General features: G+C 65.8%; 12 protein-coding genes. 3 read left to right on the top strand and 9 right to left on the bottom strand.

Annotated features, from left to right (window positions below):
• Positions 1 to 486 precede the first annotated feature (486 nt).
• A complete protein-coding gene (locus LSF15_RS15190; protein WP_232499463.1) occupies positions 487 to 792 on the top strand; it encodes a nucleotide pyrophosphohydrolase in 306 nt (101 codons plus the stop codon).
• Complete coding sequence (locus LSF15_RS15185; protein WP_232499399.1) at positions 779 to 2,524, top strand: DUF2075 domain-containing protein; 1,746 nt, start codon at positions 779 to 781, stop codon at positions 2,522 to 2,524. The genes LSF15_RS15190 and LSF15_RS15185 overlap by 14 nt, the downstream gene beginning before the upstream one ends.
• 201 nt (positions 2,525 to 2,725) lie before the next feature.
• On the opposite strand, the gene LSF15_RS15180 is transcribed toward LSF15_RS15185, so the two are convergent.
• The 8 genes from LSF15_RS15180 to LSF15_RS15145 all read right to left on the bottom strand — a co-directional run bounded on the left by LSF15_RS15180 (position 2,726) and on the right by LSF15_RS15145 (position 13,578).
• Positions 2,726 to 5,674 (bottom strand): DEAD/DEAH box helicase, encoded by a 2,949-nt coding sequence (locus LSF15_RS15180; RefSeq protein WP_232499398.1) that lies wholly within the window; start codon positions 5,672 to 5,674, stop codon positions 2,726 to 2,728.
• Positions 5,649 to 6,056 carry a (deoxy)nucleoside triphosphate pyrophosphohydrolase gene (locus LSF15_RS15175; protein WP_232499397.1) on the bottom strand — a complete coding sequence of 136 codons (408 nt, stop codon included), beginning with the start codon at positions 6,054 to 6,056 and terminating at the stop codon, positions 5,649 to 5,651. Before LSF15_RS15175 ends, LSF15_RS15180 begins: the two co-directional genes overlap by 26 nt.
• A gap of 248 nt (positions 6,057 to 6,304) precedes the next feature.
• On the bottom strand, positions 6,305 to 8,329 hold the full coding sequence (locus LSF15_RS15170) for a hypothetical protein (protein ID WP_232499396.1): 2,025 nt from the start codon (positions 8,327 to 8,329) through the stop codon (positions 6,305 to 6,307).
• Positions 8,326 to 9,414 carry a glycoside hydrolase family 130 protein gene (locus LSF15_RS15165; protein ID WP_232499395.1) on the bottom strand — a complete coding sequence of 363 codons (1,089 nt, stop codon included), beginning with the start codon at positions 9,412 to 9,414 and terminating at the stop codon, positions 8,326 to 8,328. Before LSF15_RS15165 ends, LSF15_RS15170 begins: the two co-directional genes overlap by 4 nt.
• 1 nt (position 9,415) lies before the next feature.
• Complete coding sequence (locus LSF15_RS15160; protein ID WP_232499394.1) at positions 9,416 to 10,249, bottom strand: carbohydrate ABC transporter permease; 834 nt, start codon at positions 10,247 to 10,249, stop codon at positions 9,416 to 9,418.
• Entirely contained in the window at positions 10,246 to 11,196 is a 951-nt protein-coding gene (locus LSF15_RS15155) for a carbohydrate ABC transporter permease (RefSeq protein ID WP_232499393.1), read from the bottom strand. The genes LSF15_RS15160 and LSF15_RS15155 overlap by 4 nt, the downstream gene beginning before the upstream one ends.
• A 14-nt stretch (positions 11,197 to 11,210) precedes the next feature.
• On the bottom strand, positions 11,211 to 12,488 hold the full coding sequence (locus tag LSF15_RS15150; RefSeq protein ID WP_232499392.1) for an extracellular solute-binding protein: 1,278 nt from the start codon (positions 12,486 to 12,488) through the stop codon (positions 11,211 to 11,213).
• 25 nt (positions 12,489 to 12,513) lie between these two features.
• Complete coding sequence (locus LSF15_RS15145) at positions 12,514 to 13,578, bottom strand: LacI family DNA-binding transcriptional regulator (protein ID WP_232499391.1); 1,065 nt, start codon at positions 13,576 to 13,578, stop codon at positions 12,514 to 12,516.
• Here LSF15_RS15145 and LSF15_RS15140 point away from each other — a divergent pair.
• Positions 13,519 to 14,427, top strand: coding sequence for an NADPH-dependent F420 reductase (locus LSF15_RS15140; protein WP_308188481.1), 909 nt, complete (start codon positions 13,519 to 13,521; stop codon positions 14,425 to 14,427). The two genes, LSF15_RS15145 and LSF15_RS15140, sit on opposite strands and share 60 nt — an antisense overlap.
• An 84-nt stretch (positions 14,428 to 14,511) precedes the next feature.
• Here LSF15_RS15140 and LSF15_RS15135 read toward each other — a convergent pair whose 3' ends face one another.
• Positions 14,512 to 14,781 (bottom strand): DUF1876 domain-containing protein, encoded by a 270-nt coding sequence (locus tag LSF15_RS15135; protein ID WP_232499389.1) that lies wholly within the window; start codon positions 14,779 to 14,781, stop codon positions 14,512 to 14,514.
• Positions 14,782 to 14,859: the final 78 nt, after the last annotated feature.

The following is a 14,859-nucleotide window of genomic DNA, read 5'->3' as shown; positions in this document are numbered from 1 at the left end:
CGGGCGAATAGCGATGAGCACTATGTGCTCGATCTCTGTGACCAGGTCATTGGTGCCAAATGCTCACGTCAGCACCGGTTCGAGTGGTTGCGTGGTGACACATCACCTGCGACCGGGCGACGCGTCGCGCTGCCGGTGGATGGCTATTGGGAAGCGGAACGATTGGTGGTGGAGTTCGCCGAGTCCCAGCACACAGAGGTGACACCGCACTTTGACAAGCCGGATGTCCTGACCGTGTCTGGCGTTCATCGCGGCATGCAGCGCGCTCTCTACGATGACCGGCGCAGGCTCCTCATTCCTGAGCACGGATTGCGACTGGTCACCATCTCAGCGACGGACTTCCCGCTCAAGGGGAGAACGATCGACCGCGACCGGGATCGTGACCTTGAGATCGTCTCGGCCATTCTCAAGCGTGAGAGCTTGATATGCGATCCAGAGCATCGTGAGGGCAGGGAACAGGGAAGTGACGAGCACGAGCGCCGTCCGGTGCACACTGCCTTGAGTCAGTTCGTCGCGGAGCGCGATTGGGACCGATTCCACTCCCCGGAGAACCTCGCGAAGAGTATCAGTATCGAAGCGGGAGAACTCCTCGAGTGCTTCCAGTGGGATGACTCCACCGATCATGCGCGCGTCACCGAGGAACTTGCCGACGTGCTGACCTATTGCCTCCTACTCGCGGACAAGCTCGACGTCGACGCCGACCAGATCGTCCTCGACAAGCTCGAAGTCACGCGCGTGAAGTACCCGGCAGATCAATCGCGTGGGCGGAGCACGAAGTATGACCAGCTTTAGGATCGAGCACTTTCCATTCTCGAAACACGCGGTGAAGACGTGGGCCGAGCCAGATGGGCGGCATGCGAACTGGCCCGTTGTGTACACGCTCAGCAGCGACGGCGACATCTACGTCGGAGAGACAGTGAACGGAATCGGGCGGCTCCGTCAGCACCTCGACTCTGAGACGAAGAAGCATCTCAGCGCAGTTCGCATCGTCATCGACGAGACGTTCAATAAGTCCGTATGCCTCGACCTTGAGTCGTACCTCATCCGGCTCTTCGCCGGCGATGGCAAGTACAAGGTCGTGAACCGCAACGAGGGCATCACCGACGCCGACTACTACGACCGCGTCCGATACCGGGCGACGTTCGATGAGATCTTCGAGCAGCTCCGCGCAGCGGGAATGTTCACTCGGGACATCCCGGAGATCGAGAACAGCGACGTGTTCAAGCTCTCGCCATTCAAGGCGCTCAACCAAGAGCAAGCCGTCGCCATGGAGGGCATCCTCGAGGGGCTGTTCGAGGATTTGGAGCATGGTGGCCGGAGCACCATCGTTGTCCAAGGCGATCCCGGCACCGGGAAGACGATTGTCGGTGTCTTCCTGATGAAGCTTCTTCGCGACATCCAGAACTCGAACCCCGACGACCGTCCCGAATCAGATTCGCTCTTCTCTGACTTCTTCTTGGAGGGCTACGCTGACCTGCTTCGCGACTTCCGGATCGGCATCGTCGTGCCTCAGCAGTCCCTACGGAAGTCCATCCAGAAGGTGTTCGCCAAGACCCCTGGACTGGCGCGGAATCTCGTGTTGACGCCGTTCGATGTCGGGGCGTCGGACGAGGACTTCGACCTCCTCGTGGTCGATGAGACCCACCGGCTCAACCAGCGTGCCAACCAGCCGACCGGGGTGCTGAACAAGAAGTTCAAGGAAAACAATCTCCGGCTGTACGGCGATGACGACCTCTCGAAGACTCAACTCGACTGGATCCGGTCGAAGAGCCGCCATCAAGTCTTCCTCCTGGACGAAGCCCAGAGCGTTCGGCCTGCCGACCTTCCCGCTCGCATACTCACTCCGCTCGTGCAGGACGCGAAGACGGCGCAGCGCTTCTACCCGCTGGCTTCCCAGATGCGCGTGGCGGGCGGCGCCGACTACATCGACTACATCCGACGGATCCTCCGAGCCGAGGCGACTGAGCCGAGGAACTTCCCGGGATACGACCTCCGGGTCTTTGATGACCTTGGTGAGATGCACGACAGCATTCGCGCGAGGGATCGCGAACACGGGCTCGCGCGTTTGGTCGCCGGCTATGCGTGGCCGTGGAGGAGTCGGAAGGATGCTTCGAAATTCGACATCGAGCTCGATGGCATCGCCTTGCGGTGGAACGGTACCGCTGTCGACTGGATCAACCCACCGGGCTCGATCGACGAGGTCGGTTCGATCCATACAGTGCAGGGCTACGACCTGAATTACGCCGGCGTCATCATCGGTCAGGACCTTCGCCTGGACCCCACCACCGGTCGCGTCCACGCTGACCGCCGCTCGTACCACGACACGAAGGGCAAGGAGAACAACCCGACCCTCGGCATCACATACGACGACCATGACCTCTTGCAGTTCATCCGGAACATCTACGCGGTGCTGCTCACGCGCGGGATGCGAGGAACCTACGTCTACGTTTGCGATTCGGGTCTTCGTACGTATCTTCACCAGTTGCTGCCACCTCGGAATGAGCAAGAAGGTCGGGTGCTGTGACACGGACGGCATGAGGCATCGACCACCTACTTTCGCCATTACCGTTCGAGGCGACTCTCGAGGCAACCTGAAGGTCACCGCCGAGACTTCGTCGAAGCGCCGTGTTCGATTTACCGCGAGATCGAATCGGTGGGCCAGAGCGAGCAACCTTCTGTCAGCGTCGCACGGGATGTCCGCGGAGTTGATGAGGTGATGTGAGTGCTATCCCATCGGCACCGACGACCCGGATCGAGTCACCAAGTACTCGTACAAACTCGACTCGATTGGCGACTGCATTCCGAGTTTCATCGTGACGACATCCAACCGCGTGCCGTTGTCGCCCGGCATCTGTTGTTGGCGCGCATCGGTGGAGCGGGCCTGGCCGAGGTAGTAGAAGTCAGTGCCTTCCGCGTCATCCTTCTTTGCGAACAGGTAGAGCGGCATGCGATTCTCGACGATCGCCTTCACCTCCTTGCTCTGCAGGGTCCTGCGGCTGCGGGTGTACCAGGTGAGGGCGGACTCATTGATGAACTCGTCTTCATAGCGGGTGCTCGCCGAAACGTCATCGTCCTTGTGGTAGGTGATGAAAATCGGGCACGTGTTGGAGCGGTAATCGACCTTGTAACCGTAGATTGTGCTCTGCTCGTTCGAGTCCCAGTTCAAGAGGCGGCACGCGTCCTTGCGGGAGTATCGTCGCCCAACCTCGAGTGTCCCGGTCCACCGATGACGGTGCCGGGCGAGATACAGGCCGGTCTCAATCACATCGTTTACATGGGCAGCGAACGTGTCGGAGGCAGCCAGAAGGTCACTAACCTCGGGGCGGAGACGGAATACCCCATCGACCAGCGAAACGATCGGAGCGTCACCATACTTCCGGCGCTCGGCTTCGGTAAAGAACTCAAGCGACAGGATCCGCCGTACAGAACGAACGGTGGCGGCGTCAGACTTGCACTCGTTCTTCTTCAGCAGGGCGACGTAATCGGCTTCCATGAGAGCGACACCTCGGTCGAGGAGGGAGCGAATCAAGAGCAGTTCGTGCGGGCGCTTGCCGTTCAGCAGTTCGGCAGACAAGAACGTCAGTACAGCTTCTTCCGCTCGGCTCGGTGAATCGTCAGCCCGCTTCAAAGCCGAAAGCAGATTCCAGTAGTTGCCGCGCTTTGCGGCTACGACAGTGGGGTCCGCAGCTTCAAAGCGGGCAAAGTCCATGAGGCGTGGAGCGTGGCCGAGCCGGTTCTCAAGCTCCACGAACGTGCGCTTGAGATTCTGCATACCGTCGAGCGAGGTCTTCGCGAGAGAGTCAAAAATGCGCTCGCGCGCGATCTTGTCAAAGTTGACGCTGGAAAGGCCAGAGATCGCTCCGGCCTCTTGCGCATCGATGATCTTCTTCCGGATCGAGTCCTTGTTGAGGCTGCTATCGCCAAAGAGTGCGATGGGAATCAGATAGTTGTTCGTGTAATTGCCGATGAAGTCGATCACGATCAGATGTTCTTTGCCGGCCGCCTTGCGCAGTCCGCGGCCGAGCTGCTGAGTAAAGACGATGCTCGACTGCGTCTGCCGCAGCATCACGACCTGGTTGACGGTGGGAATGTCGATGCCTTCGTTGAAGACGTCGACCGTCACGATGTAGTCCAGCTCGCCGCGTTCTAACTGGTCGACCGCTGCCTCGCGCGCCGCGATCGTGTCATCGCCAGTGAGCACGCGAGTGCGGAGTCGCTTGCCGTGCACTTCTCGCTCATTGAGCAGCCGTGCGAGCTCGGATGCTTCATCTTTGCGACTGCAGAAGAGCAAGCCTCGCACTGGAACTCCGGCGTGCCCGTACGTCGTGATTGCCCGGACCAGGTGGTCTGCGCGTTCTGGGGCGACGAGTTGGCCCAGCTGAGCTGCGTCATCGATGACCTCACCTTCTTTGGTCTCGAAGTCGGTCACACCGTAGTAGTGGAAGGGCGCGAGCATGTCCTCTTCGAGTGCTTTCTGAAGTCGAATCTCATACGGCACGTTGAAGTCGAACATCTCGAAGACGTTAAAGTCATCGGTCCGCTCGGGCGTGGCCGTGATGCCGAGAAGGAAGTCGGGACGAAGATAATCAATCAACCGCTGATAGGACCGCGCACCCGCGCGATGTACCTCGTCGATGAGCACGTAGTCGAAGGCATCAGGAGCTACAAGTTGCAGATTCTCGGGTCTGGATAGTGACTGGATTGTGGCGAACACGTATCGGCGGTCGAGTTCGCGTCGAGTGCCGACGAGCTTTCCGAAATCGGATGCTGGCGCATCAAGCACGCGCTGGAACTCGTCGATCGCGCGATCGAGAATCTGCTCACGGTGAACAACGAAGAGCATGCGATCAGGGTTGGCAGCGCGCACATCGAGAGCGGAGAGGATCGTCTTTCCTGTTCCCGTCGCGGAGATTACGACCGCGCGCCGCTCGCCGGCGTCGCGGAGTTGTTGGATCTCTACGAGCGCCTCCGATTGCATCGCGTTCGGGACGACGGTACCTGGGAGGATCGGGTCGTCATCGGCGTCCGGGGTCATGGGCGTGTGTCGAGGCGGTGGAACATACGTCGCTTCATAGCGATCGACCCAGGCGGAGGTCAGCGGAGTGGACTCCTCCAGCTGCACACCAACGGCCTGGCGGAGCTGCTCAACGATGTCGCCACCCGGCAGCGCAGAGAACCTTAGGTTCCACTCATGGTTTGTGAGTAGCGCTGTGTCCGTGAGATTCGAGCTGCCGATGATTGCAGTGAGGCTCTCTTCCTGATCAAAGAGGTACCCCTTCGCGTGAAAGCCGCCCTTCGGCGCCCTATGAATGTGAGCCTTGACGCCCGGCAGGTTGAGCAACTCACGGAACGCGGCCGGCGAGTTGAACCCCAGGTACGTCGAGGTAATGATCGTGCCCTCGCCAGCAAATTCGAGCAGTGCCTGCTTGAGCATGGCGATCGCACTGGGAGTGACAAAGGCAACCGAGAACACGAAGCGCTTCGAGCGGCGAAGCTCGTCGCGGATCGACTTCAGCATCGTGTTGGTGCCCTGGTTCGACACCAGCAACGGATGGAAAATCTGATCAGACTCCAGCGTTGAATCGATGAAGCCAAAGGCGTTGTCGAGGCGGATCTGGCCCGGGACTGTGCTCACGAAGCCGGGCCGCTCACGCCGCCCCAGAGGAAAAGTCACGCATGATGCGCTCGACAGCCGGTACGTCGGCAGGCGCCCACTCCACGCTGTCGAGGGCCGATGCCGGTATCCAGCGAATCTCAGAGTGCTCGGTAAGCTGCGGCTCATCGTCCACAAGCGTCGCGTAGTAGGTCGTGAGAGTGACGACCCCGAAATCGTACTCGTGGCTTGTCGTCTCGAGGTGCTCGCCGATCTCGACAGTGCAGCGGAGCTCTTCATTCATCTCACGCGCGAGCGCTTGCTGAGGAGTTTCGCCAGCCTCAATCTTGCCGCCGGGGAACTCCCACATGCCTGGAAGTGCCATCGCCGCGCTCCGCTGCGCAGCCAGGATAGTGTCATCCCGCACGACGACTGCGCCGACGACATTGATTTGCTTCTTCACGGGTACTCCACGAGGTTCCTGAGCAGGCGTTGATTGCAGCTTAGAGTCTCGCGACGCAATTGAGTCTTCGGCGGGATCGAAATGAGGCACGATAGCCGGCAGGTCGGACAGGCGTTCGCGCCGAACGATCATCTCCTCAATGAACTTTCGCAACGGAGACATCGCCGGCGGAGAGGCGCGCATCGAGACCGGCGTGGGTCTCGATACGCGCCTTCGGTGCTCATTCGGCCGACGGGGGCGACCGACCCCTACCGCGTCACCACCGCGAACCCGCCTGCCGGGATCTGCACCGAGCCTTCGCCCTGCAGCGTCTGCTCGCTCACGAGCACACCGCGGTCGTCGTACACCCGCGCCGTCGACTCGACGCCGGCGAAGCCGACGTCGGCCTGCTGCCGCACCTCGGCGGTCGAGTGCACGAGCTCGGTCGCTTTGCCCGAACCCTCGAACACGAGGCGCGACAGCTCCGGACGCACGAGCAGCGCGTCGAGGGTGACCGTGCCGGTCAGCACGCGGGCGGTGACCGATGAGCTCCACCCCGCCACCGGCAGTTGCAGTGTACGCGGAAGCAGCACGCCGGGCACCGGGCTGATGCCCTGTGCTTCGCCGCTGCCGTCGAGCACGCCGACGGGCGCGCGACCCGCCTTCCAGATCGACCGCGCCCGGGCATCCGAAGCGAGCCACGCGACCGGCTCGACCGAGCGCCGCACGTCGTCGGTGCCGAGGTCGAAGGTCGCCTCCTCGCCGCGGTCGAGCACGAGCACGTCGCCGCTGTAGAGCGACTCCCCGGTCCACGCCGAGGCCGGAGCCTGCACGGTGCCGGTCGTCGACGTCGCCGACTCGGCCTCGACGACGCGAAGGCCGTCGAGCGATGCGACATCCGTCACCGTCGTCGCGCGAGCGGCGACCGCTGGGCGGTCGTCGAGCGCGATCATCGTGAGCAGCCCGTGAATCGTGCTCTCGGCACCCGAGTTGCGGTTGATCGAACCGTCGGGCTGCAGGCCGTCGTAGGTGATGCCCGTCGCGGGGTCGTACATCGACTCGCCCGCGCGGTTGGCGCCGAAGAACCAGGCCGCCTGCAACGCGGCGAGCTCGTCGAACGCGGCACTACCCGACGCATCGGCCACCGAGAGCAGCGACTGCACGCGCGAGTCGGCACCGTAGGCGATCTGCACCCGGTCCGCCGGAGTCGGGAACCAGCCGTTGTCGGGTCCGCCGGCGGTGAGCAGGGTCGTCGTGAATCCCGTCGAGTCGGCGATCGCCGGTTCGAGCAGGGTCGCGTCGTCGAGCACCACGGATGCCTCGGCCAGCGCCGCGGGCATCTGCGAGCCCCACCCGTGCCACATCGAACGCGACTGCGCCCACGGCAGGATCGCGCCATACGGCCACGCCCGCGTGTCGCCCGCGCCCATCTCGGCGATGCCCTCGGCGAGGCGCGCGAGCGTCGTGCGCGCGGCGTCGTCGCCGGGCTGCGCCTCGACGTAGGCCGACAGTCCGAGCACGGCCTCGGCGGTCGCGTCGGCACCGTCGACGATCAGCCATGCGGGAACCCGCAGGCCATCGGATGTCTCATACTCGCCGTATCGGTCGAGGCTCTGACGATCGACCGCCTCGCGGGCGAGGCCCAGACGCTCGGCGAGGAACGCGGCGAACTCGGGGTCGGTGTCGGCGAAGGCCGCGTAGCCCTCACCGAACGCCCAGATCGTGCGGGCGAGCCAGTAGCTCGCATCGGAGTCGGACGGATCGGGCAGCTCGACCGGCTCGGCGCTCGGGTTCAGGTCGCCGTCGGGCTGCATCCACAGCACCACGTTGCCGGCGTGCTCGCCCTCGACCGTCTGCAGGTAGGCGAGCGAGCGCAGCAGTTCGTAGGCGCTCGCCCGGCTCGCGTCGTCACCGGTCTGCTGCCAGTGCCGCAGGTAGACCACCGCGGCGCGCGACACGTCGTCGGCGTTGTAGGCGCCCTGGCCCCAGTCGCCCGTGGCGGGATCGAGCGGCCCGCCGCCGACCCGCTCGAACGTGCCGCCGGCGCGGGCGTCGGCATAGGTCCACGGCAGCACGAGCTCGGGCTCGGCGGCGAGGCGGTAGGTCGTGTGCCCCGGCTCGGGCGTCGGCGTCGCCGTGTCGAGCAGGAAGTCGAGGTGCGCGGTGTTCGTGAGCGGGGCCGGCAGCGGTGCTGCCTGTGCCGGTGCGGCGACGCTGCCGGTGAGGATCAGCGCCGCGGCCGCGCCGAGGGCGATCGTGACCCACGAACCTCGGCGCAAGGCATCCGTGTTCATGATGCTCCCTCGACGCGATCGAGCCTGGCGACGCCGATCTGGGAGTCGGCCATGCCGTAGAACACGTAGTGCTCGCCCTCGATCGCTTCGATCGCGGTCGGGAAGACGACGTTCGGCACGATGCCGCTGCGCTCCTCTTCGGTCTCGGGGGCGAGCAGCGGCTCGGCGGTGCGCGCGAGCACGATCGACGGGTCGTCGGCGTCGAGCAGAATGGCGCCCGCCGCATAGTTGACCTTCTGCTGCTGGGCGAAGGGGTTGTCATCGATCGTGCCGGTGACGCCGTGATGCAGCAGCAGCCAGCCCTCGGGCACGCGCAGCGGCGGCGGACCCCCGCCGATCTTCAGCGCCTCGAACGGGAACTCGGGCGCCGCGAGCAGCCGCGACTGGTGCCACAGCGTGATCGCGTTGATGTCGGCGAGCGCCGCCTCGAGCGGGATGTAGGCGATCCAGATCGACTGCCGGGTGTCGTCGATGCCGGCCGGAACGCGCACGCCCTGCCCGGGCTTGATCTCGCCGAGATCCCACATGGGGCGGTGCAGCACCGCGAGGCTGAGCGTGCCGTCGGGCGCGGTGACCGGCTCGGGGAAGAACGTCGTGTCCTTGTTGTGGAACAGGTTGAGATCCATGTCGAGCGCGTCGTCGAAGGCGAAGAGCGCGGGCCCCAGCCGGCGCCACTCGCGCAGGTCGTTCGACACGGCGATGGCGGTGCGCGGCCCCAGCGGACCGTAGGCGACGTACGTCATGACCCAGCAGCCGAGGGCGTCGATGCGCGTCACCCGCGGATCCTCGACGCCGGCGTTCTCGGCGCCGCGCTCCCAACCGCGGTCGGGCTCGAGCACGACGCCCTCGCGCACGACGCCAACGGGCACGCCGCCGTCGAGTTCGACACGGGCGAGACCCACGCGCGAGACGTTGCCCTCGGCGACCAGTCGCGGCAGCAGGTAGACCGTGCCGTCGGGCGCGCGGCCCGACGCCGGGTTGAGCACGCCCTCGGCCTCTTGGAGGTTGCCCGGCTCGGGACGCATGACGACGCCGACGCGGGTGAGGGTGTAGGGAACGGTGGTGGAGGTGGTGAGGTTGGACATTTCAGCCTTTCACTCCAGAGCCGAGATCGTTCGAGACGAAATAGCGCTGGAAGATGATGAACAGGGCGACCGCCGGGGCGGCGAGAACGACCGCGCCGGCCATCATCGCCCCGAAGGGGTTCGACGTCGACGCCGCGACGTTCGAGATGAAGTTCGCGAGCGACACGGCGAGCGGTTGGAGCGCAGCCTCCTTGGTGATGAGGAACGGCCAGAGGAACTCGTTCCACGGACCGATGAAGGTGAGCAGCACCGCGGTGAGCAGCGCCGGCCGCACGAGCGGCAGAGCCACCGACCACAGAATGCGGAACTCGCCGGCGCCGTCGATGCGGGCGGCGTCGAAGAGCTCTCTCGGCAGCTGCAGGAAGTACTGGCGGAAGATCAGCACCGCCGTGGAGTTGATGAGGAACGGCAGGATCATGCCCAGGTAGCTGTCTGACAGGCCGTAGTCGCGGGCGATCATCACGTACAGCGGGATCATCAGCAGCTGGAACGGAATCACCTGCACGAGCAGCACGAGCACGAGGGTCGCCCCCCGGCCGCGCCACTTCAGCACCGAGAGCGCATAGCCCGCGATCGTGCCGAACACGACCGTGCCGAGAATCACGCCGCCGGTGAAGATGCCCGAGTTCGCGAGCCCCTGCAGCAGGTTCACCCGTTCGTTGATCGCGACGTAGTTCTCGCCCGTGACGTTGGCCGGATTCGGGAACGCGCCCGCGATCGTCGGGTCGGGTGCGGTCTGCAGCGAGCCCACGATCATGTAGTAGAAGGGGAACAGGAAGACCAACGCCCCGACCGCCAAGAGCAGGTAGCGCAGTGCCGTTCTGGTGCGCGTCATGACTCCCTCCCTCCGAGGAATCGGTACTGCAGCCACGCGATGATGAGTACGAAGATGATGAGGATGACCCCGAGCGCGGACGCGACGTCGGGATTGCCCTGCTCGATGCCCCGCTGATACATGAGCAGCACGGGCGAGGTCGATGCGCCGTTCGGGCCGCCCCCACCGGTGAGCAGGTAGGGCTCGGTGAAGAGGTTCGCACCCGTGATGGTGGCGAGCAGGAAGACGAGCACGGTCGCCGGGCGCACGCCCGGAACCGTCACCGTGAAGAATCGTCGCACGGCGCCGGCGCCATCGACCGACGCCGCCTCGTAGAGCTCCTTGCCCACGTTCTGCAGGGCCGCGAGGTAGAGCAGAATGTAGAACCCGAGCCCCTTCCACGTGACGAACAGCGCGATCGTGGGCATGGCGAGGGCCGAGTTGACGAGCCACGACGGCTCGGGCGCGAGCGGACCGAGGATCTGGTTCACCAGGCCGCCCGTGCTGAACAGGAACAGCCACACCGCGACGACGGCGACCGAGGCGGTCACGTACGGCACGTAGTAGCTCACCCGGAAGAAGGTGCGGGCGTGCACGACCTTGTCGAGCGCCGTCGCGAGCAGCAATGACAACCCGACCGTCAGGGGCACGTTGATCAGCAGGAAGATGCCGACGTTGCCGAACGACCGCCAGACGGCGGGGTCCTGGATCACGGCGATGTAGTTGTCGAACCCGACGAACGGGCGGTCGACCTCGGCGCCGGGCGCGGCGAAGAAGTAGTCCTGGAACGACATCCACACCGAGAACACGATCGGGTAGGCGAAGACCAGCCCGATGAACAGCAGGTACGGCGCGCTCAGCAGCAGGCCGAGCGGGTTCTCCCCGAGCCACCGCCGGGGGCGGCGGCTCGGGGGCGTCTCATCGGGCCCTGTCGCGGCAGCGCTCGGCGGGGCTGAGACGGTGGTCATGATCGGACCTCCGATCAGCCCTGGGCGAGCTCGTCGATCTCAGTAGCGGCACCGGTGAGGAAGTCCGCCACCGGCTCCTCGCCGAAGATCACCGAGTTCGAGTAGCCGTCGCGGAAGGTCTGCCAGATCTCGATCGAGTTGGGCACGTTCGGCACCTCGACGGTGCGAGCGGCCTGGTCGCCGAACTGCTCGTAGGCGGGGTTCGCCGCGAAGTAGTCGGGGTAGGTCTCGGTGAGGTTCTGGCGCAGCGGCATCTGCCCGGTCTCGTCGAGCCAGATGCCGTCCTGCTCCTCGCTCGTCGAGAACTTCAGCACGTCCCACGCGGTGGCCTGGTTGTCGCAGGCCGTGAACATGGCGACGTTCTTCGCGTCGCTGAACGTGAAGGTCTCGTCAGCGGCGATGCCGTCTTGCGTGGGCACCGGCACGGCACCCCAGTCGACGTCGTCGCCGTACACCGAGATCGCCCACGGACCGACGATCGACATCGCCGCCACTCCGTCGGCGAACGCGTCGCCCTGGTACTGCTCCTTGCCGGCGAGCCCTTCGGTATAGATCGTCGACCAGAACTCGGCCACGGCCGTGCCGTTGGCGTCATCGAAGGTCGCGGCGCCGTCTTCGACGAGCAGCGTGCCGCCCGAGTGGGCCGCGTACAGCGGGTAGAAGTCGAACCAGCTCTGGAAGAACTCGCTCGTGGGCGAGGGGTTGATCGCGAACGGCGCAGCTCCCGACTCGACGAGCGTGCGAGCGGTCTCGAGGAACTCGTCGTAGGTCGCGAGCGGCGGGTTCTCGGCGTCGAGGCCGGCCTGGGCGAACATCGCCTTGTTGTAGAAGATCATCACGGGGTTCGACTTCCACGGCATCTGGTAGAAGTCGCCGTCGGCCGAGCGGTACTGGTCGGCGATGTCGCCGGTGCGCTCGGTGATGTAGCCGTCGCCGTCGTCGAACTCCGAGAGGTTCACGAGTCCGCCCTGCCTCTGGAACTGCGGCACCGCGGCCGGCGACGTGTTGTACACGAGGCACGGCGCATTTCCGGCGGTGATCGCCGCGCCGATGACCTCTTCGCTCGAGGCCCCGGCGGGGATCTCCTGCGCCCGGATCTGCTCGTCGGGGTTCTCAGCGTTCCACGCCTCGACCATCTGCTTTCCCCAGGCGATCTCGGCTTCGTTGTTCGAGTACCAGATCGTGATGTCACCACGGCCCTCGGAGCCGCCGTCATCACCTCCGCCCGCACAGGCGGTCAGGGCGAGCAGCCCCGCCGCCGCAACGGCGGTCATCATCATTCGTCGGCGCATGGCCAGTTCCTTTCAGAGTGCGGCGTCAGTGCCGCGCGGATTCGGATTCAGGGGCGGTCGTCGTCGATTCCCTGACGACGAGTCGCGGTTCGGAGAGCTCGACGTCGTCGACCGGCTGACCCGCGATCGTCGCGAGCAGCAGCCGCGCCGACCGGGCGCCCCAGTCGAAGGCGTCGGTCGCGACCGAGGTGATCGACGGGAACGTGTGCCGAGCGAGCTCGGTGTCGTCGAAGCCGGTGATCGAGAGGTCGTGCGGCACGTGGATGCCAGCGCGTTGCGCGACCGCGAGTCCGGCGAAGGCCATGTGGTCGTTCGAGTAGACGATGGCCGTCGGGCGCCGGTCGGCGCCGAGTCCGAGCAGCTCGCGAGTGGCGCGGGCGCCGTCGACGGCGCTGAAGTCGGTCTCGATGATCGCTGTCGGCTCGAGTCCGGCGGCGACGAGGGCCGTCGTGAACGCCTCGGCGCGACGGCGGCCGTGCAGCATCGTCGACGGGCCGGCGACATGCGCGATGCGGCGATGCCCGAGGGCGGCGAGGTGCTCGACCGCGGCGCGGATGCCACGACCGTCGTCGACGCTCACCGAGGGGAACGGCGACTCGACGTCGGGCCGGCCGAGCGTGACGGCGGCGAGGCCGAGCTCGCGCACCAGGGCGACGCGGTCGTCGCCGGCGCGCAGGTCGCTGAGGAAGACGCCGTCGACGCGCTTGTCGGCCGCGAGGCCGCGGTAGGTCGCGGTCTCTTCGCGACCCGGGGTCGCCTGCGCGAGCACGAGCACCTGACCGGCGGTCGAGAACTCGCTCTCGACGCCGGCGATGAACGAGTGGAAGAACGGGTCGGCGGCGATCACGTCGACGCTGCGCCCGATGACGAGACCGAGCGCGTACGACCGGTCGACGCTGAGCGAGCGTGCTCGCAGGTTCGGCGTCCAGCCGAGCTCGCGCGCCGAGGCGAGGATGCGGGCGCGGGTCTCGGCGCTGACGCCCGGGCGGTCGTTCAACGCGAACGAGACGAGCCCCTTGCTGACGCCGGCATGGCGTGCGACGTCGGTGATCGTCGGGCGTGCTGCCGGCCGTTCCGCGTCATTGCTCATCAGGTCCTCCGTCGACCGGTCGGTGGTCATCGACCCCTCGGGGCACAGCCGTGTGCGTGGAGAGCATCGGCGATGATGCGACTAAACCGGTTTAGATGCACGGTAGCGCCATTTGCATGGGACCGCAAGAGGGAGCGTCGCGGCTCGCCCCCGACTTCCGCCGGGAACAGGGAGCACCCGACAGCGGTTCGCCTCACCATGACGACTATCGGAATCATCGGAGCAGGACACATCGGCAGCCAGGTCGCGCGGGCGGCCATCGGAGCGGGCTACGACGTGGTCATCGCCAACTCGCGCGGGCCCGAGACGCTCGCCGACCTCGTCGCCGAGCTCGGCCCCAAGGCGCGTGCCGCAACGGCGACGGATGCCGCGACCGCGGCGGATGTCGCCGTCGTGACCGTGCCCTTCAAGGCCTACGCGTCGATCCCGGCCGAGCCGCTCGCGGGCAAGATCGTGATCGACACGAACAACTACTACTGGGAGCGCGACGGCCACGTGCCCGCGCTCGACGCGGGCCGCGACACGGTCTCGGGCATGCTGCAGAAGCACCTGCCGACGAGCCGCGTGGCCAAGGGCTTCAACCACATCACCGCGGCGCAGATCACCACCGACGGCAGGCCGGCCGGATCGTCCGACCGGCGTGCGCTGGCGACGTCGAGCGACTTCGACGATGCCGCGCAGCTCGTCACCGATCTCTACGAACAGCTTGGCTTCGACACCGTCAACGTGGGCCCGCTCGCCGCGAGCTGGCGCGTCGAGCGCGACCAGCCGGCCTACGTCGCTCGCCAGACCCGCGACGAACTCATCGCGAACCTCGCGAAGGCCGAGCGACAGGTCGCCGTGGCGTAGCGCACGATCGCGACGCGCTGCGTCACTGATGCCGGATCCGCATCAGTGACGCAGTTGCGCGTGGCTGGTCTGGCCGGCTCGGTGCTACCGGTGCAGGTGCGCCGGCTCGCCGGTGGCGCCCGCGATGTCCTTCTCGGTGGTGTGCAGCAGTCGCTCGGCGAGGTTGCGCAACGCGCGCGACACCGCGAGCTCGTCGCCGATCTCGGGCACGCTCGGATCGAGCGGATTGCGCTGTGCGTGGCCGACGCCGCTCACCTCGTGACCTGTCGGCGTTCGCAGGCTCACGTTCGCGAGCGTGGTGTCTTCTTGTTCGTCGATGTCGACGGTGATGCTCCACTGCTTCGTCGCAGACATGGAACTCACCACCCTCCCCGGTTCGGTTCCACGTCCAGCGTACCGACCTGCCGTACGCGCGGCGAGGGGGTCGGCCCG

Origin of the sequence: Agromyces humatus (assembly GCF_021228295.1) — a bacterium.
Classification (GTDB): Bacteria; Actinomycetota; Actinomycetes; order Actinomycetales; family Microbacteriaceae; genus Agromyces; species Agromyces humatus.
Note: the sequence above shows the minus strand (reverse complement) of the source record. Positions and strands in the feature narration are given on the sequence as shown.